General features: G+C 70.9%; 18 protein-coding genes and 1 pseudogene. 6 read left to right on the plus strand and 13 right to left on the minus strand.

The window, feature by feature from the left end; translation table 11 throughout:
- Nucleotides 1–200 precede the first annotated feature (200 nt).
- The 3 genes from ACZ6JT_RS05250 to ACZ6JT_RS05260 all read left to right on the plus strand — a co-directional run bounded on the left by ACZ6JT_RS05250 (nt 201) and on the right by ACZ6JT_RS05260 (nt 4514).
- Nucleotides 201–1610 (plus strand): family 2B encapsulin nanocompartment shell protein, encoded by a 1410-nt coding sequence (locus ACZ6JT_RS05250; RefSeq protein WP_469207344.1) that lies wholly within the window; start codon nt 201–203, stop codon nt 1608–1610.
- Between the two features lie 12 nt (nt 1611–1622).
- Entirely contained in the window at nt 1623–3887 is a 2265-nt protein-coding gene (locus tag ACZ6JT_RS05255) for a terpene synthase family protein (protein WP_469207346.1), read from the plus strand.
- Between the two features lie 189 nt (nt 3888–4076).
- Nucleotides 4077–4514: a hypothetical protein gene (locus ACZ6JT_RS05260; RefSeq protein ID WP_469207348.1), complete on the plus strand. Its 438-nt coding sequence runs from the start codon at nt 4077–4079 to the stop codon at nt 4512–4514.
- A 104-nt stretch (nt 4515–4618) separates the two neighbouring features.
- Here ACZ6JT_RS05260 and ACZ6JT_RS05265 read toward each other — a convergent pair whose 3' ends face one another.
- The 11 genes and pseudogenes from ACZ6JT_RS05265 to ACZ6JT_RS05315 all read right to left on the minus strand — a co-directional run bounded on the left by ACZ6JT_RS05265 (nt 4619) and on the right by ACZ6JT_RS05315 (nt 14763).
- Complete coding sequence (locus ACZ6JT_RS05265) at nt 4619–6838, minus strand: NADP-dependent isocitrate dehydrogenase (RefSeq protein ID WP_469207350.1); 2220 nt, start codon at nt 6836–6838, stop codon at nt 4619–4621.
- 210 nt (nt 6839–7048) lie between these two features.
- Nucleotides 7049–7402: a DUF805 domain-containing protein gene (locus ACZ6JT_RS05270; protein ID WP_469207352.1), complete on the minus strand. Its 354-nt coding sequence runs from the start codon at nt 7400–7402 to the stop codon at nt 7049–7051.
- A 312-nt stretch (nt 7403–7714) separates the two neighbouring features.
- Nucleotides 7715–8530, minus strand: coding sequence for a chitosanase (locus ACZ6JT_RS05275; RefSeq protein WP_469208207.1), 816 nt, complete (start codon nt 8528–8530; stop codon nt 7715–7717).
- Nucleotides 8531–8753: 223 nt separating this feature from the next.
- Nucleotides 8754–9836 carry a magnesium/cobalt transporter CorA gene (gene corA, locus ACZ6JT_RS05280; RefSeq protein WP_469208209.1) on the minus strand — a complete coding sequence of 361 codons (1083 nt, stop codon included), beginning with the start codon at nt 9834–9836 and terminating at the stop codon, nt 8754–8756.
- 73 nt (nt 9837–9909) lie between these two features.
- Nucleotides 9910–10302, minus strand: coding sequence for a TOBE domain-containing protein (locus ACZ6JT_RS05285; RefSeq protein ID WP_469207354.1), 393 nt, complete (start codon nt 10300–10302; stop codon nt 9910–9912).
- 34 nt (nt 10303–10336) lie between these two features.
- A pseudogene (locus ACZ6JT_RS05290) lies at nt 10337–10465 on the minus strand (IS5/IS1182 family transposase); the annotation flags it as partial.
- A gap of 332 nt (nt 10466–10797) precedes the next feature.
- Nucleotides 10798–11253: a peptidase inhibitor family I36 protein gene (locus tag ACZ6JT_RS05295; RefSeq protein WP_469207357.1), complete on the minus strand. Its 456-nt coding sequence runs from the start codon at nt 11251–11253 to the stop codon at nt 10798–10800.
- A gap of 69 nt (nt 11254–11322) precedes the next feature.
- Nucleotides 11323–12270, minus strand: coding sequence for a hypothetical protein (locus tag ACZ6JT_RS05300; protein WP_469207359.1), 948 nt, complete (start codon nt 12268–12270; stop codon nt 11323–11325).
- Between the two features lie 110 nt (nt 12271–12380).
- Nucleotides 12381–13232: an alpha/beta fold hydrolase gene (locus tag ACZ6JT_RS05305; RefSeq protein ID WP_469207361.1), complete on the minus strand. Its 852-nt coding sequence runs from the start codon at nt 13230–13232 to the stop codon at nt 12381–12383.
- Nucleotides 13229–13747 (minus strand): MarR family winged helix-turn-helix transcriptional regulator, encoded by a 519-nt coding sequence (locus ACZ6JT_RS05310; protein WP_469207363.1) that lies wholly within the window; start codon nt 13745–13747, stop codon nt 13229–13231. Before ACZ6JT_RS05310 ends, ACZ6JT_RS05305 begins: the two co-directional genes overlap by 4 nt.
- A gap of 98 nt (nt 13748–13845) precedes the next feature.
- Nucleotides 13846–14763 carry a LysR family transcriptional regulator ArgP gene (locus ACZ6JT_RS05315; protein WP_469208211.1) on the minus strand — a complete coding sequence of 306 codons (918 nt, stop codon included), beginning with the start codon at nt 14761–14763 and terminating at the stop codon, nt 13846–13848.
- A 69-nt stretch (nt 14764–14832) separates the two neighbouring features.
- On the opposite strand from ACZ6JT_RS05315, the gene ACZ6JT_RS05320 reads away from it, so the two are divergent.
- The 3 genes from ACZ6JT_RS05320 (at nt 14833) to ACZ6JT_RS05330 (ending at nt 17882) form a co-directional block, all read left to right on the plus strand.
- On the plus strand, nt 14833–15456 hold the full coding sequence (locus ACZ6JT_RS05320) for a LysE/ArgO family amino acid transporter (RefSeq protein WP_469207365.1): 624 nt from the start codon (nt 14833–14835) through the stop codon (nt 15454–15456).
- Between the two features lie 131 nt (nt 15457–15587).
- On the plus strand, nt 15588–16622 hold the full coding sequence (locus ACZ6JT_RS05325) for an NUDIX domain-containing protein (protein ID WP_469207367.1): 1035 nt from the start codon (nt 15588–15590) through the stop codon (nt 16620–16622).
- Between the two features lie 54 nt (nt 16623–16676).
- Nucleotides 16677–17882: an MFS transporter gene (locus ACZ6JT_RS05330; RefSeq protein ID WP_469207369.1), complete on the plus strand. Its 1206-nt coding sequence runs from the start codon at nt 16677–16679 to the stop codon at nt 17880–17882.
- A 45-nt stretch (nt 17883–17927) separates the two neighbouring features.
- On the opposite strand, the gene ACZ6JT_RS05335 is transcribed toward ACZ6JT_RS05330, so the two are convergent.
- Complete coding sequence (locus tag ACZ6JT_RS05335; protein ID WP_469207371.1) at nt 17928–19373, minus strand: glyceraldehyde-3-phosphate dehydrogenase; 1446 nt, start codon at nt 19371–19373, stop codon at nt 17928–17930.
- Between the two features lie 132 nt (nt 19374–19505).
- Complete coding sequence (locus tag ACZ6JT_RS05340; RefSeq protein WP_469207373.1) at nt 19506–21158, minus strand: phospholipase D family protein; 1653 nt, start codon at nt 21156–21158, stop codon at nt 19506–19508.
- Between the last annotated feature and the right edge of the window lie 53 nt (nt 21159–21211).

Here is a 21211-nt window from a genome sequence, read left to right on the forward strand (position 1 = left end):
CGGGTGGCTCACGGTCACACCGCGTGGCCCTGGCGTACGGGAGCACGGCAGATCGCACGGAGCGGGACCGCCCCTCGCGGTCACTCCCGTACACCACCCCCCGCTCGGCCCCGGAGGGAGCACCAACCGGCAGGACACCCCACCGTCGCGCACGGCACCCGCGCCACTCCCAGGAAGACCGACCGAGAGGAAGGCCCGCCATGTCCGTCGACCCCAGCACCGAAGCGAGCGCCGAGCACCTGACCGCCGCCGCCCGGCAGAGCCTGAGCACCGAGGCCGCCCGGAATCTGGCCACCACGACCAAGTCCGCGCCGCAGATGCAGGGGATCAGCTCGCGCTGGCTGCTGAGGATCCTGCCGTGGGTGCAGACCGGCGGCGGCACGTACCGGGTCAACCGCACCGTGAGCTACACCCTCGGCGACGGGCGCATCACCTTCGTGAAGACCGGGAGCGAACTGCGCGTCATCCCGCCGATGCTGCGCGAGCTCGGCATGCTCCGGAACTTCCCCGACGACCAGGTGGTCAAGGCCATCGCCGACCGGTTCGTGAAGGAGGAGTTCCGCAAGGGCGACGTCATCGTGCGGCGCGGCGAGCCCGTCGACAAGATCTTCCTCATCGCCCACGGGCGGATCGAACGGCTCGGCACCGGCGCCTACGGGGACGAGGCGAGCCTGGACGTGCTGAGCGACGGCGACCACTTCGGCCACCACCCGCTGCCCGACGCCCGCTGGGAGTTCACCGCCCGGGCGCAGACGGACGTGGTGACGATGACCTTCAACCGGGGCGACTGGGACGCGGCGCTGAACAGCTCCGCCGCGCTGCGCCGGCACGCCGAGGCCTATCTGGAGGCCGAGCGGGTGGGCCGCCGGGGCAGCGACGCCGTGGACGTGTCCGCCGGTCACACGGGCGAGGTGATGCTGCCCGGCACGTACGTGGACTACGACCTGGACCCGCGCGAGTACGAGCTGAGCGTCGCGCAGACCGTGCTGCGGGTGCACTCCAGGGTCGCCGACCTCTACAACAAGCCGATGAACCAGTCGGAGCAGCAACTGCGGCTGACGGTGGAGGCGTTGAGGGAGCGTCAGGAGAGCGAGCTGATCAACAACGCGGAGTTCGGGCTGCTCCACAACGCCGACTACGAGCAGCGCGTCTACGCCCGTACCGGTCCGCCCACCCCCGACGACATGGACGAGCTCCTCAGCCGGCGCCGCGGGTCCCAGTACTTCCTCGCCCACCCGCGCACGATCGCCGCCTTCGGCCGCGAGTGCAGCCGGCGCGGCCTGTACCCGGACAGCGTGGACTTCCAGGGCCACCGGGTCCCGTCCTGGCGGGGGGTGCCGCTGCTGCCCTGCAACAAGATCCCGGTGACGCCGGAGCGGACCAGCTCGATCCTCGTCCTGCGCACCGGGGAGGACAACGAGGGCGTCATCGGGCTGCACCCGGTGGCCCTGCCCGACGAGTACCAGCCGGGGCTGTCCGTGCGGTTCATGAACATCAACGAGCAGGCGATCATCTCCTACCTGGTCACCGCCTACTACTCCGCGGCGATCCTGGTGCCCGACGCCGTCGGGGTGCTGGAGAACGTGGAGATCTCCCGATTCGACGACTGAGGGGGCCTCGTCATGACCGCTCGCCAGGAGGGCGCCCCGCAGGAGGGCGCTTCGGGGCCGCCCTTCGAGCTGCCCGAGTTCTACCTCCCGCACCCCGCCCGCCTCAACCCCCATCTGGAGGAGGCCCGGACGCACACCCGCGCGTGGGCCGCGGGACTGGGGATGCTGGACGGTTCGGGCGTGTGGGGCCCTGCCGACCTGGAGGCGCACGACTACGCCCTGCTGTGCGCCTACACCCACCCCGAGTGCGACGGCCCGATGCTCTCGCTCGTCACCGACTGGTACGTGTGGGTGTTCTTCTTCGACGACTGGTTCCTGGAACGGTTCAAGCGCACCGGTGACCGGGCGGCGGGACGGGCCGCCCTGGAGCGGCTCACGCCGTTCACGCCCGCCGATCCGCGCGCCGCGATGCCCGACCCGGGCAACCCGGTCGAGGCGGGCCTCGCCGACCTGTGGCGGCGTACGGTCCCGGGCCACTCGGCGGACTGGATCGCACGCTTCACCCTCAGCACCCGTGATCTGCTCGACGAGTCGCTCTGGGAGCTCGACAACATCAACATCGGCAGGGTGTCGAACCCGATGGAGTACGTCGAGCAGCGCCGCAAGGTGGGCGGCGCGCCCTGGTCGGCCGGGATCGTCGAGCACGCGGTGGGCGTGGAGCTGCCCGCGTCGGTCTCCGGGGAGCGGGCGCTGCGCGTGCTGCGCGACTGCTTCGCCGACTCGGTCCACTTCCGCAACGACCTGTTCTCGTACGAACGGGAGATCGGGAAGGAGGGCGAACTGAGCAACGGCGTGCTGGTCCTGGAGCGGTTCTTCGGCTGCACCACCCAGGAGGCCGCCGACCAGCTGAACAACATGATCACCTCACGGCTCCAGCAGTTCGAGAGCACCTTCTTCACCGAACTGCCCGTGCTCTTCGCCGAGAAGGGCCTCGGCCCGGACGGGATCCTCGCGGTCCTCACCTACGCACGCGGGCTCCAGGACTGGCAGTCCGGCGGCCACGAGTGGCACCTGCGCTCCAGCCGGTACACGAAGAGCCGGCCGGAGCGCACGCCCGCGGGGCTGCCCGGGTGGCTGCCCGGGCCGTCCGGACCGGGCACCACCGGCGCCAACGTGAAGGCGCTGCTGGGGCTGACCGGCGGCGCGCGGAGGGTGCGCCGGCACTCCAACGTCCCGCATCCGGTGGGGCCTTCGGTGATCCCGGAGTTCTACCTGCAGTACCGGAACGTGCTCAACCCGCACCTGGCGGGCGCCCGGGAGCGGCTCATCGAGTGGGACCGGGCGATGGGCATCCTGGACGAGGGCATCTGGTGGGAGGAGAAGGCCCGCGGGTACGACTTCGCGCTGTGTGCGGCGGGCATCGACCCGACGTGCTCGGCGCGGACGCTGGACATCAGCGCGGGCTGGCTGAGCTGGGGCACGTACGCCGACGACTGCTTTCCGCTGCTCTTCGGCACCACCCGGGCCCTGGCCGGCGCCCGGGTGCAGACGCGGCGGCTGCGCGCCTGCATGCCGCTCGACCTGTCCGCGCCGCCGGTCCCGGCCAACGCGATGGAACGGGGGCTGACCGACCTGTGGCGGCGCACGGCGGGGCCGATGGGGAGGCGCGGCCGGGAGATGTTCCGCTCGGCCATGGACCAGGTGCTGGACAGCTGGCTGTGGGAGTTGGACAACCAGGCGGCCAACCGGGTCCCCGACCCGGTGGACTACCTGGAGATGCGCCGGGTCACCTTCGGGTCGCCGATGACGGTCTCGCTCGCGCGGATGGCGCACATGGACGTGGTTCCGGAGGAGGTCTACGGCAGTTCGGCCATGCAGTCGCTGCAGGCGGCGGCCTTCGACTACTCGGCCGTCATGAACGACGTGTACTCGTACCAGAAGGAGGCGGAGTACGAGGGCGAGCTGCACAACCTGCTGATCGTCGTGGAAAACTTCTTCGACTGCGACTACCCGACGGCGCTGCGGGTCGTGAACGACCTCATGACCGCGCGGATGAGGCAGTTCGAGCACGTGGTGGCCGAGGAACTGCCCGTCCTGTACGCGGACCACGGGCTGGACGCGGCGGCCCGCGCGGCCCTCGACCGCCACGTGGACGAGCTGAAGCAGTGGATGGCGGGGATCGCCGTCTGGCACGCGGAGACCCGGCGCTACCGGGAGGAGGACCTCAAGCGCCACCATGCGCACCGCCCGGCCGTGGCGGCGGGCGCCGTGACGCCGAACCCGCCGGGCCGGGGCCGGCTGCTGCCGCCGGCCCCGCACCGCCTCCCGTGGGCCTGACCTGCGGGACTGGAGACCCCCTCGCCGGAATGCGACATTCCCCTGGTCTTACGGCGCAAGTGGCGCATAATCGTCGTCACGCGGCTCGAACGAACCCTCTTGCCGCACGTGGTCACGCATGCAAGGGGGGGCATCGTGCCGATGAGGGCATCCCGGCCGAACGGAACGCTTCCGGCGACCTCCGCCGAAATGTCCCGCCTGCTCACCGCCGTCCGGCGGGGACGGGTGCTCACCGTGGCGGGAGGCCTGCGCGAGCCGCGGAGCCTGCTGGTGCGGGAGATCGCGCGACGCCTCGCGTCCAACTTCTACGACGGCGTGGCCGTCGTCGCCATGGACCCGCTCCACGGCGGCTACGGCCTGCGCGAACTCACGGCGGAGCTGACGGCCGGGCCGAGGGCCGAGCCGGGGTGCTTACCCGGCGCGCGCGCCCTCCCCTGCGGAACGGCGAACGCCGCCTCGTGGCTCGCCGAACGGGACATGCTGCTCGTCCTGGACGGCGCGGAACAGCTCGGCCCGGACGCCCTGGCCTGGCTGCGGAACCTGCTGTCCGTGGCCCCGGGGCTGCGGATCCTGGCCGCCGGCCGCACCCCGCTCGCCTTCGACCAGGAACGCATCCACCACCTCTGACCCGCTACGCGGGCCCCCGCGTGCCCGGCGGGCCCGCGAACGGGTCCGCCCCGGCCGGGCGCGGGGCCGGCCGGGGCGGAACACGTACGACTGACGGGGCGGGATCAGCCCAGGGTCGCGATCGCCTGGTTGAAGGTCGCGGACGGACGCATGATCGCCGCGGCCTTCGCGGGGTCGGGCTGGTAGTACCCGCCGATGTCGGCCGGGGAGCCCTGCACCGCGATCAGCTCGCCGACGATCTTCTCCTCGGACTCGGCCAGCGTCTTGGCCAGCGGGTCGAAGGCCGCCGCCAGCTTCGGGTCGTCGGTCTGGCGCGCCAGCTCCTGCGCCCAGTACAGGGCGAGGTAGAAGTGGCTGCCGCGGTTGTCGATGCCGCCCAGCTTGCGGCTCGGCGACTTGTCCTCGTTGAGGAAGGTGCCGGTCGCGCGGTCCAGGGTGTCGGCCAGCACCTGGGCGCGGGCGTTGCCGGTGGTGGTGGCGAGGTGCTCGAAGGAGACGGCCAGCGCGAGGAACTCGCCGAGGGAGTCCCAGCGCAGGTAGTTCTCCTTGACGAGCTGCTGGACGTGCTTCGGGGCGGAGCCGCCGGCGCCCGTCTCGAAGAGGCCGCCGCCGTTCATCAGCGGGACGACCGACAGCATCTTGGCGCTGGTGCCCAGCTCCAGGATCGGGAACAGGTCGGTCAGGTAGTCGCGCAGCACGTTGCCGGTCACCGAGATGGTGTCCTCGCCGCGGCGGATGCGCTCCAGGGAGTACGCGGTCGCCTTGACCGGGGAGAGGATCTTGATGGTCAGACCCTCGGTGTCGTGCTCGGCGAGGTACGTCTTGACCTTGGCGATCAGCTGCGCGTCGTGCGCGCGGTCCTCGTCCAGCCAGAAGACGGCCGGGACGCCGGTGGCGCGGGCTCGGGTGACGGCGAGCTTGACCCAGTCCTGGATCGGCAGGTCCTTGGTCTGGCAGGCGCGGAAGATGTCGCCGGCGGCGACCTCCTGCTCCAGGACCGTGTTGCCCGCGGCGTCGACGACGCGGACGGTGCCCGCGGCGGCGATCTCGAAGGTCTTGTCGTGGCTGCCGTACTCCTCGGCCTTCTGGGCCATGAGGCCGACGTTCGGCACCGAGCCCATCGTGGCCGGGTCGAAGGCGCCGTTGGCGCGGCAGTCGTCGACGACGACCTGGTAGACGCCGGCGTAGCTGCTGTCCGGGAGGACGGCGAGGGTGTCGGCTTCGGCGCCGTCCGGGCCCCACATGTGGCCGGAGGTGCGGATCATGGCCGGCATGGAGGCGTCGACGATGACGTCGGACGGCACGTGCAGGTTGGTGATGCCCTTGTCGGAGTCGACCATCGCGAGGGCCGGGCCCTCGGCGATCTCGGCGTCGATGGACGCCTTGATCGCGTCGCCCTCGGGCAGCGCGCCCAGGCCGTTCAGGATGGCGCCGAGGCCGTCGTTGGGCGACAGGCCGGCGGCGGCGAGGGTCTCGCCGTAGCGGGCGAAGGTCTTCGGGAGGAAGGCGCGGACCACGTAACCGAAGATGATCGGGTCGGAGACCTTCATCATCGTGGCCTTGAGGTGCACGGAGAACAGCACGCCCTCGGCCTTGGCGCGCTCGATCTGGTCGTTCAGGAAGGTGCGCAGGGCGTCGACGTGCAGGACGGACGCGTCCACGACCTCGCCGGCGAGGACCGGTACGGAGTCGCGCAGCACGGTGGTGGCGCCGTCGGCGGCGACGTGCTCGATGCGGAGCGTGCCGGCCTCGGCGATCACGGTGGACTTCTCGGTGGAGCGGAAGTCGTTCGCACCCATGGTGGCGACGTTCGTCTTCGACTCGGGGGTCCAGGCGCCCATGCGGTGCGGGTGGGCCTTGGCGTAGTTCTTCACCGAGGCGGGGGCGCGGCGGTCGGAGTTGCCCTCGCGCAGGACCGGGTTGACGGCGCTGCCCTTGACCTTGTCGTAGCGGGCGCGGATCTCGCGCTCCTCGTCGGTCTTCGGGTCGTCCGGGTAGTCCGGGAGGGCGTAGCCCTGGCCCTGGAGCTCGGCGACCGCGGCCTTGAGCTGCGGGATCGACGCCGAGATGTTGGGCAGCTTGATGATGTTGGCCTCGGGGGTCTTCGCCAGCTCACCGAGCTCGTGGAGGGCGTCGGCGATCCGCTGGCTCTCCTCCAGGTGCTCGGGGAAGCTGGCGAGGATCCGACCGGCCAGGGAGATGTCACGGGTCTCGACATTCACACCGGCCGTCGACGCGTACGCCTGGATCACAGGCAGGAAGGAATACGTCGCGAGGGCCGGGGCCTCGTCAGTGTGCGTGTAGATGATGGTCGAGTCAGTCACCGGATGCTCCGCTCCACAGTCTGCGTCTCTCGTCTGCAACATTGCTCGACATCAAGATATCTCGTGATCGGGCCGGTCTGGACAGCCCCCTGCCGCCAGTCGGCGAGACGCACGTCACGCGGGCTCCGGCGGCCCCGGAAACGGCGAGAGCGCCGCCCACGGCCATTTCCGGCCGGGGCGGCGCTCAGGCGTACGGGCCTACGGGCCTGGTCAGGCCGCGAGGACCTTCGGGTTCGGGCCGTACTGGTTCGGCTGCGGCTGGCCCTCGCTGGCGAGGAGGACCAGGAGCCAGATGCCGCCGATCACCGGGACGAAGGCGATGAAGTACCACCAACCGGACTTGCCGATGTCGTGCAGCCGGCGGACGGTGAGGGCGATGCACGGCACGATGATCGCCAGGAAGTACAGGCCGTAGATGACCATGTTCGCGCCGACCACGGAGTCGATGATCGCGACGACGATCGCGACGGCGATGTTGAACAGGAAGAACATCCAGAACTCCTGGCGGCGCGCGCGGCCGGAGAAGTCGGCGTACTTCTTCAGAACGTCGGTGTAGTAGTGCATGGGTCCCCCCAGAGGACGGTTGGTTCGGCCCGTCCTGCTGGAGCAAGCCGGGGCAGAACTTATGCCCCCCTTACGTCGCGGTCAAGCCAGTTGACGCGGAGCCAAATCGGCTGGACCGGACGATTTCCGGCACCGATGGTGCGACCACAGAGCACAGGAGTGGCCTCATGTACTCGAAAGTCCGGAAAGTCCCTGCTGCGCGCCTACTTGACGCCCCGGCAGCCACCTCGATCGTTGGCCACATCGTTACCCCACCGCGACACCGCGGCCCGGGTCGCCGGGAGGGGGACCGGCCCCGGGCCGCGGCGGGCGTCAGCCGATGTGGAACGAGTCCCCGTAGACCTTCCAGTCGAGCGGGGTGTCGAGGTTCAGGTTGCCCTTCTTGAGGAAGACCCGCTGGGCGGTGTCGACCCGGCTGGTGTCGCTGTGCGCCTCCTCCTGCTTCATGGCCCAGACCCGGGCGTCGAGGAAGGCGTTGAGGTACGCGGTCTCGCTTCCGCCCTGGGACGGGGGCTTGGCCTTGGACAGGGCGCGCTTGCGGATGTTGCGGAAGCTGGTGGAGTCGGTGCCGTCACCGTGCATGACGATGGCGTCGTAGTAGATGAACTGGCCGAGTACGCCGATCCCGTCGGACTTGCCCTGCTTCACCGCGGGGTTGAAGTAGACCCGGTCCCGCTCGTGGTCCTGGGCCTTCTTGAACTCGGCGTCCTGGGCGGCCTTCACCCAGTCCTTGGTGAAGTTGGGGTCGAGGCCGGCGTGCGAGTCCGTGCCGTCGACCCGGCGCAGGGCGGGGAGGTACTTGGCGAGGACGTTGCCCGGCTTGACCTGCGTGTAGTACTCGACGAGGTCGAGCATGTCGCCGGTGCCGGAACAGAAGCCGATGATGCCGGCCGTATAGCCGCGGCCGTCGTCTATGTCCTCTATGTACTTGTACTGCGCCTTCCAGTCCAGCGAGGAGTTCTCCGCGCTGGAGACGATCTTCATGGCGATCTCCTTCTTCGCCGGATCGTCGAGCCCCGCGGCCGCTGCCGCCGCGGTCTCCACCGTGGGGGCGGGGGCCGCGGTGGCGTGGGCGGTGACGGGGACGGCGAGCAGCGCGCTGCCGAGCAGCGCGCCGATCGCGAGCATCTTGCGGTGGGGGGTGAACACAAGGCCTCCGTGGGGTAGTTGAGGCGTCCTGACTTCGTTAGGAAACTTTACTACCAGAGCTGATGACAGCTCAAGACCCGTGCGTCACAAGGCGATGGGCCCGGCCGTGTCAGCGCCGGTGGGCCAACGACCCGTCAGTTCCGGCTCGGTGTACCGCACTTCGGGGCGGCGAACCCGCGCACCCGGTCAGGGGTTTCCCGGGTCAGAGCCAGCCGTTGCGCCGGAAGCCGCGGTGGATGACGAAGCAGGCCAGCGCCATGACGCCGAGGACGAGCGGATAGCCGTAGGTCCAGTGCAGTTCGGGCATGTGGTCGAAGTTCATGCCGTACACCCCGCAGACCATGGTCGGGACGGCCACGATCGCCGCCCATGCCGTGATCTTGCGCATGTCCTCGTTCTGGGCGACGGTCACCTGCGCGAGGTGCGCCTGGAGGATGGAGTCGAGCAGGTTGTCGTAGGCGCCGATCTGCTCGGTGGCCCGGGTCAGGTGGTCGGCGACGTCCCGGAAGTACGCCCGGATCTCCGGTGGGATGACCGGTATCGGCATCGTGGCCAGCTGGTCCAGGGGACGGCTCAGCGGAGCCACGGCCCGTCGCAGCTCCAGGAGTTCGCGCTTGAGCTGGTAGATCCGGCCGGCGTCGCCGCGGCCGCCGTTCTCGCTGAACACCGCCGTCTCGACGGAGTCGATGTCGTTCTGCACGGCGTCCGTCACGGCCACGTAGTCGTCGACGACGTGGTCGGCCATCGCGTGCAGGACCGCCGCGGGCCCCTTGGCCAGCTGGTCCGGGGAGGCCTCCAGCTCCTCGCGGACCGGGCCGAGGGTGCCGCGGCCGCCGTGCCGGATGGTGATGACGAAGTCCTGGCCGATGAAGGCCATCAGCTCGCCGGTGTCGACCACCTCGCTGGTCGCGGTCAGCTCCTCGTGCTCCACATACCGCACGGTCTTGAAGACGGAGAACAGCGTGTCGTCGTACCGCTCCACCTTCGGGCGCTGGTGCGCGTTCACGGCGTCCTCGACCGCGAGGGGGTGCAGGCCGAAGAGCTCGGCGAGCCCGGCGAGCTCGGACTGCGACGGCTCGTGCAGGCCGATCCAGACGAAGCCGTCGCCCGCCTTGCGGACCCTGCGCAGCGCCTCCTCGACCTCGGCGCAGTCCTCCTGGCGCACGCCGTCGCGGTAGACGATGCAGTTGACCACCGCGCTGCCGAGCGGGGAGCGGGCCGGGTGGCTGAGGTCGACGGCGCGCCGGTAGCTGCGGCGCACGGCCCGGCGCAGGTTGCTGAACATGGACAAGGACGTACTCCCCTTCGGCGGATCACCGGCCAGTCTGCCATCGCCTCCGGGACGCCTCCGCCAGGGCTCAGGGACGGTCGATGAACACGCTCGTCGACTTCACCCGCGCCGTGGCCCGCGCGCCCACCTCCAGCCCGAGCTCCTCCACCGCCTCGCGCGTCAGCAGCGAGACGACGCGGTGCGGCCCGGCCTGGATCTCCACCTGCGCGTCGACCGTGCCCAGTTTCACCCCGGTCACGATCCCCGGGAAGGCGTTGCGCGCCGAGGTGTACGGGGCGTCCTCGCCCTCGCCGGCCTCCTGCGCGGCCTCGACGCAGAACGCGGCCAGGTCCGGCCCGTCCACCATCCGCCGCGTGCCCTCCCGGCGGGTGGGGAACCGGTCGGCGTCCGCCCAGCGACGGGCCGTGTCGACGCTGACGCCGAGCAGCCGGGCCGCCTGTCCGATCGTGTAGGACTCCATGGCCGGCAGCTTAGACGGCATGCACGTGGGCGTAGTCGTAGCCCTTGTCTGCGTGGAGCTTGCCGGGTTTGCGTCGTCGGCGTCCGCGGCGGGATCGGATGGGTGGTACACCTCGGACGAGGGGCTCGAAGGCCTGGCTGTCGTGCAGGTTCGCCCCCGAAAGCTCACCGCGAGCGCCGAGCTCGTCAAGGACCAGGCGGTGCAGCTTGGCCGACACCCGCGCCTTGCTCCACTCGGTGAAACCGCCGGTGAACTGTCGCCCCCGACGGCCCGGACGACGCCGTCGGCAATCGGGCCGATCACCTTTACCTTTTGAACTCTGAGGACGAAGAGACCGCAGCCCATGCGCTCGACGGTTACGTGCCCGCGAGCCCGAACATCGTGCCCACGCGTTCCCGGGGGCGACGGCTCACCTTCCGACGGGGACCCTCCGAGTCAGCGACGGCGGTCAGGTCGAGTCGAGTCGCAGGCTCGACAGCCCCATGTGCGGCACTTCTAGTCGGCCGGCGGCTTGTCCCAGGGCTTTGTGATGCCCGTGCAGACAACCAGATCGTATCTGTAGTCCTTGCTTAGCACCCCCTCTGCATCGCTTGAGAAGCTGCCAGGGTGGATGGTGTACCACCACACCCACGCGTCCTCATAAAACCAAGCAGTACCCTGCCGGATGTAGATAGTTGCCTTCACTGAGAGGTTGTTGCGATAGGAATTAATTCCGTTGGTGCCGGGGCCCATTCCGAAGCGGTCCAGGTTGTAGCAGATCGCGGTGCTGCTTGTGGCGAAAGTCAGTTCCCTGTACTGGGTGCTCTTGTAGAGACACAGCTTTCCTGAAGGGCAGGATTCGGCCGCGGCCGCGGACTGCGCCGTCGCCGCCACCCCGGTCACTGCCAGACCGCCGGCGAGTGCAAACGATGCTAACTTGCGCTTCAGCTTCACTACGCGCTTCAGGTGCATGGTGAGTTCTTCCTTCTCGTGCGATTTGGGAGCCTGCCCGGCCGGGCAAGGATTTGGCCCGGTTGGATTTCACAGGGTGTAGGCGAGTCCGTGCGTGGCTGCGATCTGTCCACTGCCGTGGCCGGCGTGGATTTTGACGGGGTTGCCGTCAAGGTTATTGATCTTGAGGGTGGTGCGGATCTGGGTGCAGCCGCCGAGCTGGGACTTGGTCAGCTTGAGGGTGTTGGTGGCTGCCTGGTGGTGGCGGGCGTCGGTGATGTTCCACCGGGCGACCGGGCTCTTGATCGGGCCCCCGCAGGTGACTCCGTCCGGCATCTGCGGCTGCGCTTCGATCCAGGTCTCGGCCTGCGTGTATTTGTAGGCAGCCGTTCCGCCGGCACAGATCCGGGAGCCGAAGATGCAGGTGGTCAGGTTCGCGTCCTGGACCACGGTGATGTCCTCACCCGTCGCGGCAGGGGTGTAGGTGTACCCGAGAGTGGTCGCCGTCGAACCGCGGGGAACATCGACGGTGCTCTGCGCCGGCAAAGTCCACCGCGCCGCGGCCGGGGTGGGCAGTCGGGCGAGTTCGGCGCCGGCGGGGATCCGCATGGTGACCTGCCGCCCGTCCTTGATGATGGTCGAGTAGGCAACCACGGACAGGCGGCAGGTGTAGCGAGCGGTGCTCGGTGCGCTGAAGAGCCACCGCAGGCCCGGTGTCAGACTCTTCTCACCGGGCGGCACCAGATTCGCCGCCCAATACGCCCCCGCCTCCACACCCTCCGCGAACTGAGTGCCGTCCCCATACCGGCAGCGGATCGCGGAGGTGATCCCGACGTTGTCACCCGCAGAGAGCGGGTTCAGACTGCTGGTGGTTAGATTCCGTGACCACAGATACGACTTTTCCCCCGCCGCCGCGTCGAACGTGATGTCCGTACCCGGTATGTCCCTGTACACGTCCCGCGCACTGGCCGGATCGACCGGGTAGTCGAACACCGACGAAGCCGCCGAGGCGGGCGAGGCCGTCATGATCGCGCTCACCGCGGCGAGCCCGACGGCTCCCCGAACGCTCCTGTGTAACTGGTGCACTCGTACTCCCTTGAGTGTTCATCAACAAACGACATTGCGCGCGTCCCGGCAGGGCAGAGTGCTCAGTTGAGGTCGGTCGTGGACACGAGGAAAGATGCGACCGCGTCGTTGAAGAGTGCCCTGCTCTCGAGGTTGACCATGTGAGCTGCCGAGGCAAACCGCTGGCGCCTGGCATCGGGAACGGTTTGGGCGATGGCCTGAGCGTTTGACGAGATGTCACTGCTGTCGAGTTCTCCGTCGAGAACCAGGGTGGGCACGCCGATGGAGGCCAGCCTGTCCGCTGCGCCGACTTCCTTCGGTGTCCCCGCACCGAGCCCGCGGGCGTGCCGCACGACGTTGGCGGACGCTGACGCATGCATCCGCTCGCGCAATGTGCGGCTGACCTGGGACGGTTCACGGTGCGGCCCGTCCACCCACATTCTGAGGAAGTGCTCCACGAACCGCTGCGCTCCACCGTCGGGCTCGCCCATCGCGGCGATCTGCTCTGCGGTGTGGTGCGCGACGTAGGGGTCGACGAAGGGCCGGCCGCTCACCCCGGGCGAGGCGAGGACCAGTGCCGACACCGACTCCGGATGGGCTATCGCCGTATCGACGGCGGTCCGCGCCCCGAGGGAAAGCCCGACGAGCGTGGCGCACGGGACATCGAGGTGGGTGAGCAGAGCGTGTAGATCGTCGTGGTTGGCGTAGTCCCCGGCCACGGTGGACGAGCGCCCGTGGCCGCGGGCGTCGTAGCGGATGACGCGATACCCCAGGCCCGCGAGCCACGAGAACTGCTCGTCCCACATGTTCAGGTCGAGCATGCCGCCGTGGAGCAGTACAACGGGGGGCCCTTCGCCGACCCACTCGCAAAAGAGCTCGCCCGCCTCGACGGGTAAGTCGGCAGCTGTGACGGCGTGTTTCCGCGCATGCGTCATCGTGGGTCGTCTCCTCGATCCGTGGCGTGCGGCGGGGCGACCGCGTCCTGTGAGAGGTCCTTGAACTCCTCGCCTAGGCGGCGGAGTACGTGCAGAGCCGTCGTGACGTCACCGGCGGTGAGATCGGACAGCCGGCGACGCAGTTCGCTTTCCTCGGCTTCCTGTATGCCCCTGATGGTGGCTTCCCCTTTCGGAGTGAGCCGTATCAGGCGCGAACGGCGGTGCTCCGGGTTCGGGGCGCTCTCAGCCAACCCCAGAGCTGTCGCATCGTTCACCAGACGCTGGACCGGCTGCCGGTCCAGGCCCAGCACGCGAGCCAGCTGAGGAACCGTTCGGGGACCGCCCCTGCGCAGTTCGTCCATCACCGCATGCTGACCGGCTGTCATCCCCGTACCCATCAGCTCCCGCTCCACGGCACGCACGACCGTGCGGTGCAGCGGCCACAGGCTGCGGATCACTTCGTACAGCAGAGGCCCCAACGAGGGCTCACCCTCTGGGCGTTCATCGACACTCACGATGTCATCATGACAGCTTAGGTGTCGATATGACTACCGGTTTAGAGGGCAAGGCCTGAGCGCGTTCACTCGTACGCGACTGGAGAGATGACGTCTGCTTACGACCCGCGGTGCGCAGGGCTGCGCAGCGCCTCCCCCGCCGCCGCCGCGATCACCTGCGCCACCGTGGACAGGGCCGGCGAGTCGAGCTTCCACTGCTGCCAGTACAGCGGTACGTCCATCGGCCGCAGGGGCTCCAGCAGCACCAGCTTCCCCGTCCGCACCAGCGGGCCCGCCTGCTGCTCCGGCACCAGCCCCCATCCCAGTCCCGCGACCACGGCGTCCCGGAACCCCTCGGAGGTCGGAATGTAGTGCCGCACCGATCCCGCCCCGGCCACCGCGTCCCCCGTCAGCGACCGGACGAAGGCGTCCTGGAGGTCGTCCTTGCGGTCGAACACGATGGTGGGCGCCTCCCGCAAGTCCCGCTCCGGTGCCCCGGTCAGGTACCGGGCGGCGAACCCGGGGCTGGCCGTCGGCAGGTACCGCGCCAGGCCCAGCAGCCGTACGCTGCACCCCGCCACGGGGTCCGGCGAGGAGGTCACCGCAGCCATCACCTGCCCCTCCCGCAGCAGCGCCGTCGTGTGCGACTCGTCCTCGCGGTGCAGTTCGACGCAGATCGGCGGGTCCTGCGGGAGGCGGGTCAGCGCCGGCAGGAACCAGGTGGCGAGAGAATCCGCGTTCACCGCGATCGGCAGCCGCACCGGGCCCGTCCCGTCGGCCATGCCCAGCTCGGAGCGCGCGTCCCGCTCCAGCCGGGCCAGCTGCCGGGCGAAGCGGACCACCACCTCCCCCGATTCCGTCGCCCGCACCGGCTTCGTACGCATCAGCAGGACCCGCCCGGTCCGCTGCTCCAGCGCCTTGACGCGCTGGCTCACCGCGGACGGGGTCACGTGCAGGGCGGCGGCCGCCGCGTCGAAGGTGCCCTCGTCCACCACCGCGAGCAGCGTGCGTACCTGGTCCAGCGGAAGCTCGTCCATCACAAGCGCTAATGGTACGTAAAAATCATTAGCTGTACTGGACCGAGGTGACTGCCTACCGTCAACGACATGACACACGGCATCCTCACCGCGGCCCTCGCCGGCTTCGGCACCGGCTTCTCCCTCATCGTCGCCATCGGCGCGCAGAACGCCTTCGTCCTGCGCCAGGGCGCGCGCCGCCACGCCGTCCTCGCCGTCGTCGCCATCTGCGCCCTGTCCGACGCGGCCCTCATCGCCCTCGGCGTCGCCGGTATCGGCGCCTTCGTCACCGCCTGGCCGGCGGCCCTGACCGCGGTCGGCCTCGCCGGGGGCGCCTTCCTGGTCTGCTACGGGGTCCTGGCCGCCCGCCGGGTGCTGCGTCCCGCCCCGGGCGCCGCCCTCACCGCGGAGGGGGCCGCCGCCGGATCCGCCCGCGGGGCCGTGCTGACCTGTCTGGCCATGACCTGGCTCAACCCGCACGTGTACCTCGACACCGTCCTGCTCGTCGGCTCCCTCGCCGCCGACCGCGGCGACCTGCGCTGGGCCTTCGGCATCGGCGCCGGCCTCGCCAGCCTGACCTGGTTCACCAGCCTGGGGTACGGGGCCCGGCTGCTGAGCGGACTGCTCGCCCGGCCCGCGGCCTGGCGGATCATGGACGGGTTCGTCGCGGCGACCATGGTCACCATGGGCGGCCTGCTGCTGGCCCGCGCCTGAGCCGCATGTCGGCGCCGGGTCGTCGGCGGGAGCCCGGCATAGTGCTGCTGCCGACGCCCGGATGACCTGACGACCCGACGCCCCGATGACCCGACGGCGACAGCCCACCACCCGACGCCCAGGAGCCCTCCGTGCCCGACCGCCCCTCCCCCGACGCGGTGCGCGCGTACCACGCCGCCCGGCCGGCCCCGCTCGTGGCCGCCACCGGGATCGTGCTCGACACCCGCGGGCGGGTCCTCGTCCTGTCCACCTCGGGCAGGACGGATCCGGAGCTCCCGGGCGGCACGGTCGGGGCCGCCGAGACCCCGGAGGCCGGGCTGGCCCGCGAGCTGCGGGAGGGCCTCGACCTCCACCTGCCCGTCGGCCGGCTGCTCGCGGTCGACTCCCGGCCGCCCGGGGCCCTCGGCCGCGCCCTGGTCGTCCACGTCCACCTCGTCGGGCCGCTGACGCCGGAGGAGGCCGCGGCGCTCTCCTTCCGGGACGGCGGGGTCACCGAGGCGCGCTGGCTCAGGCCGGAAGAGGCCTGCGAGGTCCTGCCGGCCCGCGTCGCGCCCCGGCTGCGCGCGGGCCTGGCCGCGCTGCACACCGGCTCCTTCGCCCATCTCGTCGGCGGCGTGCCGCAGCCGGGTTCCCCGGCTGGCCTGGACCCGGCCCGGCGCCTCGCCCTGGAACACTCCGGCGCCCTCGACGCGGCCAGCCACCGGGCCAGCCGGCCCAAGGCCGTGACCGCGGCGAGCGTGGTGTTCACCACCGGTGACGGCCGGGTCCTGCTGGTCCAGCCCGCGTACGGCCGAAGCGACCGCTGGAACCTGCCCGGCGGCGGCATCGACAGCGACCTCGGCGAGACGCCCCGCGCCGCCGCCCGGCGGGAGGTCCACGAGGAACTGGGCCTCGACCTCGCTCCGGGCCGGCTGCTCGCCGTGAACTGGTCGCACAAGCAAGGCCGTCCGGCACGCATCCGGTTCCTCTACGACGGCGGCGTCCTCGACGCCGCCGTCCTCGCCCGGATCCGCCTCGACCACACCGAACTCCTCCAGTGGCGCGCCGTCGCGCCCGCCGAGCTGTCGGGCCTGGTCAAACCGGCCCTGCGGCGCCAGATCACCGCCTGCCTGACCGCCCGCGCAACGGGCACCGGTCCCCTGGAGCTGCACGCCGGCCGGCCCTGAGGGCGGGGCCCGCCCGGCGCGCCGGGCCGCGGCCGCCGGGTTACCGTCGGCGGCATGGACGGTGATCGCCGCACGTGGCGCCAGTGCCTGCTCGGCGGGGCGGTCTTCGCCGTGTGCATGGCCGGCACCACCCTGCCGACTCCCCTCTACGGCCTCTACCAGGAGAAGTTCGGGTTCTCCGAGCTGATGGTGACCGTGGTGTACGCCGTGTACGCCTTCGGGGTGATCGGCGTACTGCTGCTGGCGGGCAACGCCTCGGACGCCGTCGGCCGGCGGCCGGTGCTCCTGGCCGGCCTGGGCTTCGCGGCGGCCAGCGCCGTCTGTTTCCTGTGCGCCACCGGCATGGGATGGCTGTACGCGGGACGGCTGCTGTCGGGGCTGTCCGCCGGGCTGTTCACCGGCGCGGCGACGGCGTACGTGATGGAGCTGGCACCCCGCGGCGGCGCCTCGCGGGCCACGCTCGTCGCGACGGCCGCCAACATCGGCGGGCTGGGCTGCGGTCCGCTGCTCGCCGGTGTGCTCTCGCAGTACGCCCCCTGGCCCCTCTACCTCACCTTCGCCGTGCACCTCGTCCTGGTGGCGGCCTCGGCCGGCGTTCTGCTGGGGCTTCCGGAGACCGTGACGGAGCTGCGGCCGCTGCGCACCGTACGACCGCAGCGGCCCGGCCTGCCGCCGCAGGTGCGGGCGGTGTTCGCACCCGCGGCGACCGCCGCGTTCGTGGGCTTCGCCCTGTTCGGGGTGTTCACCTCCGTCAGCCCGGCGTTCCTCGCCGAGTCCCTGGACGTGCACAACCGCGCCGTGAGCGGGGCGGTCGTCGCCCTGGCCTTCTTCTCCTCGACCGCCGGACAGCTGGCGGTCGGCCGGGTCGGGGTGGGGCGCTCGCTCCCGCTGGGCTGCGCCGGGCTCCTCGCCGGGCTGGCGCTGCTCGCGGGCGCGCTGGTGTGGGACCTGCTGGCGCTGGTGGTGGCGAGCGCGCTCGTCGGCGGCGCCGGGCAGGGCCTGGCGTTCCGCGGGGCGCTGTCCGCGGTGGCCGCGGCCTCGCCGCCGGACCGGCGCGCGGCGGTGATCTCGACGCTGTTCGTGGTGGCGTACGCGGGCATCTCGGTGCCGGTGATCGGCGTGGGGCTGCTGGCCGACCCGCTCGGCCTGGAGGGCGCCGGGCTGGTCTTCATCGCCTGCATGGCCGTGCTCGTCTCGGGCGCGGCCGCCTATCTGCTGCGCCGGCCGGTACGGGTGGGGAGCACGTCAGGCCCGGCCTGACGGCCGGGCCTGACGGGAAAAGCGGGTGGAGCGGAGGTACCGGGGTCAGACCGCCGGGACCGGGTAGGTCGGGTACTCCACGCCGGACACGTGCTGGACCACGCGGATGACCTGGCAGGAGTAGCCGAACTCGTTGTCGTACCACAGGTAGAGGATGGCGTTGTCGCCGTCGACCTTGGTGGCACCGGCGTCCACGATCGACGCGTGGCGCGAGCCGACGAAGTCCATGGAGACCGCGTCGGGGGCCGTGGTGAAGTCGATCTGGCGCTTGAGCGGCGAGTGCAGGGAGACGTCGCGGAGGTAGTCGAGGACTTCCTCGCGGGTGGTCTCGCGGCCCAGGCGCAGGCTGAGGATGGCGATCGAGACGTCCGGGACGGGGACGCGGATCGAGCTGCCGGTGATCGGCGCCTTGAGGTTGGGCAGCGCCTTGGCGACGGCGGAGGCGGCACCGGTCTCGGTGATCACCATGTTCAGCGGCGCGCTGCGGCCACGGCGGTCGGCCTTGTGGTAGTTGTCCAGCAGGTTCTGGTCGTTCGTGAACGAGTGGACGGTCTCCACGTGACCGCGCAGGACACCGTACTCGTCGTCCATGGCCTTCAGCGGCGGGACGATCGCGTTGGTGGTGCAGGAGGCGCAGGACAGGATCTGCTCGTCCGGCTTGATGGTGTCGTGGTTGACGCCGTGGACGATGTTCGGGACGTCGCCCTTGCCCGGGGCGGTCAGGACGACCTTGTCGATGCCGGGGCGCAGGTGGTTCGAGAGGCCCTCGCGGTCCCGCCACTTGCCCGTGTTGTCGATGAGGATGGCGTCCTTGATGCCGTACGCCGTGTAGTCGACCTCGGAGGGGTCGTTGGCGTAGATCACCTTGATGCTGTTGCCGTTGGCGATGATCGTGCTCGTCGCCTCGTCCACGGTGATGGTGCCCTGGAACTGGCCGTGGATGGAGTCGCGGCGCAGCAGGGAGGCGCGCTTGACCAGGTCCTGCTCGCCGCCACCGCGGACGACGATGGCCCGCAGGCGCAGGCCGTTGCCGGAGCCGGCCTTCTCGATGAGCAGGCGGGCGACGAGGCGGCCGATGCGGCCGAAGCCGTAGAGGACGACGTCGCGGCCGTCGCCGCGCTCGATCTTGTTCTCACCCGTGGCGCCGACGACGGCCGAGGCGGTGAACTCCTCCACCGACAGGCCGCGGTCGTCGGCCTTGTAGGCCTCGGCGAGCAGGGCGATGTCGATCTGCGACGGGCCGAGGTCGAGGGTGGTGAGCGCCTGCAGGAACGGCAGCGTCTCGGTGACCGAGAGCTCCTCACCGGCGATCTGGCGGGCGAACCGGTGGGTCTTGAGAATGCTGACCACCGACTTGTTCACCAGGGAGCGGCTGTGGACCAGGACCGTGACGTCCCGCTCCCGGTGCAGCTTCCCGATGATCGGGATCATCGACTCCGCGATCTCCTCGCGGTTCTTCCAGCTGGTGAACGAGTCCTCATTGACAGTCACAGGATTATCTTTCGAGCTAGGCGGTGCTCATATGCTAACCCGACGCCGCTGCGGCTCCTCAGGCGGTACCCGCCCGGGCCGGGAACGCACGTTATGTGGCGTAAAGGTGTCCCTGGTTGCGGTGGTTCGTCCTCAGAAGGTGTTGCGGCGCCGCATTCCCGCCGGGCGGCCGTCCGGGTCGACCAGGAGGCGGTTCAGCGGAGCCGCGAGCAGCCGCTGTACGGGGCCGAGGTCCGGCGGGACGTAGCGGCGCAGCCGGCCCGGCGGCCGGGGGCCGCGGCGGCCGCCCGCGTGCCAGGCGTCCAGCGCGGCGGCCGACGCCGCGAACGCCTCGAACGCAGCCGCCGGATCGCACAGCGGGTCCGCCGCGCCCGGGGTTCCCGCCCCGGCGGCCGGGGTCGGCGCGTCCAGGTGCTCGCGCATGAGCTCCAGGCGCAGTTCGCGGGCGAAGGCACGCGAGCCGTCGCCGAGACCGGCCGGGTCGCGCGGGAGCCGCGGGTCCGGAGTCTCGTCGTACACGGCGCAGCCGAGTTCGGAGTCGTGGGTCCACGAGCGGAGGTTGACATTGTCGGAGCCGACGGAGGCCCACACGTCGTCGATCACGCACACCTTGGCGTGCACGTAGACCGGGGTTCCGGCGTGGTTCTCCAGGCCGTACAGCGCGACCCGGGCGCCGCCGGCGCGGCGCAGTTCCTCCAGGGCGTCGATCCGCCCGATCAGGTTCATCGGCCCGGTGAGGCGGCCGTCCTGCTCCGGGACCGTGGGGATGACGGCCATCAGCCGCAGCCCCGGATGCCGGCGCAGCGCCCGGGCGAAGAAGGCCGCCACGCGAGGGGACCACAGGTACTGGTCCTCCAGGTAGATCAGCGCCCGGGCCCGCCGCAGCGCCTTGTCGTAGGCGCGGGCGATGCTGCGCTCGCCGTCGGGCGCGAAGGGGTAACCGCTCAGCAGCCGGTTCGGATAGGTCCGCAGCACCTGGACGGTGTGCGTGCCGCAGGGCGCCGGATCGGCGCTCTGCGGGGGCAGCCCGTCCGCGACGGTGTCCTCGCGGTGCGCCAGCGACCGCAGGCGGGTGAGCGGGCTCCGGCTGAGCGGTGCCGGATCCTCCCACCGCTCGCGGAAGACCGCCTCGACGTCGCCGACGGCCGGCCCGCGCAGGGCGAGCTGGACGTCGTGCCACGGCGGGTGCGACCCGTAGGCGGGGGCCAACGGCACCGACTGGCGGTCACCGCGGTGCGCCGCGTCGTCGTTGCGGTTGTGGCAGAGGTCGATGCCGCCGACGTAGGCGACGTCCAGCCCGGGACGGCCGGGGTGGCGCAGCACCACCAGCTTCTGGTGGTGGGAGCCGCCGGGCTGCACCCTCATGTCGAGCAGGCACTCGCCTCCGGCCTCCTCGATCTCCTCGCCGAGGTGTCGGTTCTCCGCCTCGCTGAACCGCAGGCTGTCCAGGTGCGAGCGCCAGAGCAGGCCCTTGACGACGACCCCGCGCTCGGCCGCCCGGCTCAGGACCGTCCCGATCTCCGTGCCGGGCCCGTCGAGGCGCTCGTCGGGATCGCCGCGCCAGTCGGTGAACAGCAGCAGGTCGCCCGCGCGCAGCGCGCGGATCTCCGCCAGCAGCTCCGCGAAGTACGTGGCCCCGTGGACCAGGGGCCGTACGTGATTGCCCCGCGACCAGGACGTGCCGTCCGGGCGGCGCCGGTCCAGGCGCGTCGCCGGGTTGCCCCGTTCGCCGGAGGTCAGCAGCCAGTCGGCGCCACCGGGGCCGACGGCGTCCGCCGGCCTCACGGCCGACCCGTCCGAGGATCCACCGCACCGCTCCGATCGTGCGTGCGTACGCG

Source organism: Streptomyces sp. NPDC046308 (assembly GCF_055588065.1).

Bases quoted from the DNA above. Each gene is read 5' to 3' on its own strand.
- ACZ6JT_RS05260 (WP_469207348.1), top strand. From the start codon at position 4,077: ATGTCCCGCCTGCTCACCGCCGTCCGGCGGGGACGGGTGCTCACCGTG.
- ACZ6JT_RS05255 (WP_469207346.1), top strand. From the start codon at position 1,623: ATGACCGCTCGCCAGGAGGGCGCCCCGCAGGAGGGCGCTTCGGGGCCG.
- ACZ6JT_RS05275 (WP_469208207.1), bottom strand. From the start codon at position 8,530: ATGCTCGCGATCGGCGCGCTGCTCGGCAGCGCGCTGCTCGCCGTCCCC.
- ACZ6JT_RS05250 (WP_469207344.1), top strand. From the start codon at position 201: ATGTCCGTCGACCCCAGCACCGAAGCGAGCGCCGAGCACCTGACCGCC.
- corA (WP_469208209.1), bottom strand. From the start codon at position 9,836: ATGTTCAGCAACCTGCGCCGGGCCGTGCGCCGCAGCTACCGGCGCGCC.
- ACZ6JT_RS05330 (WP_469207369.1), top strand. From the start codon at position 16,677: ATGGACGGTGATCGCCGCACGTGGCGCCAGTGCCTGCTCGGCGGGGCG.
- ACZ6JT_RS05285 (WP_469207354.1), bottom strand. From the start codon at position 10,302: ATGGAGTCCTACACGATCGGACAGGCGGCCCGGCTGCTCGGCGTCAGC.
- ACZ6JT_RS05320 (WP_469207365.1), top strand. From the start codon at position 14,833: ATGACACACGGCATCCTCACCGCGGCCCTCGCCGGCTTCGGCACCGGC.
- ACZ6JT_RS05270 (WP_469207352.1), bottom strand. From the start codon at position 7,402: ATGCACTACTACACCGACGTTCTGAAGAAGTACGCCGACTTCTCCGGC.
- ACZ6JT_RS05315 (WP_469208211.1), bottom strand. From the start codon at position 14,763: ATGGACGAGCTTCCGCTGGACCAGGTACGCACGCTGCTCGCGGTGGTG.
- ACZ6JT_RS05305 (WP_469207361.1), bottom strand. From the start codon at position 13,232: ATGACGCATGCGCGGAAACACGCCGTCACAGCTGCCGACTTACCCGTC.
- ACZ6JT_RS05295 (WP_469207357.1), bottom strand. From the start codon at position 11,253: ATGCACCTGAAGCGCGTAGTGAAGCTGAAGCGCAAGTTAGCATCGTTT.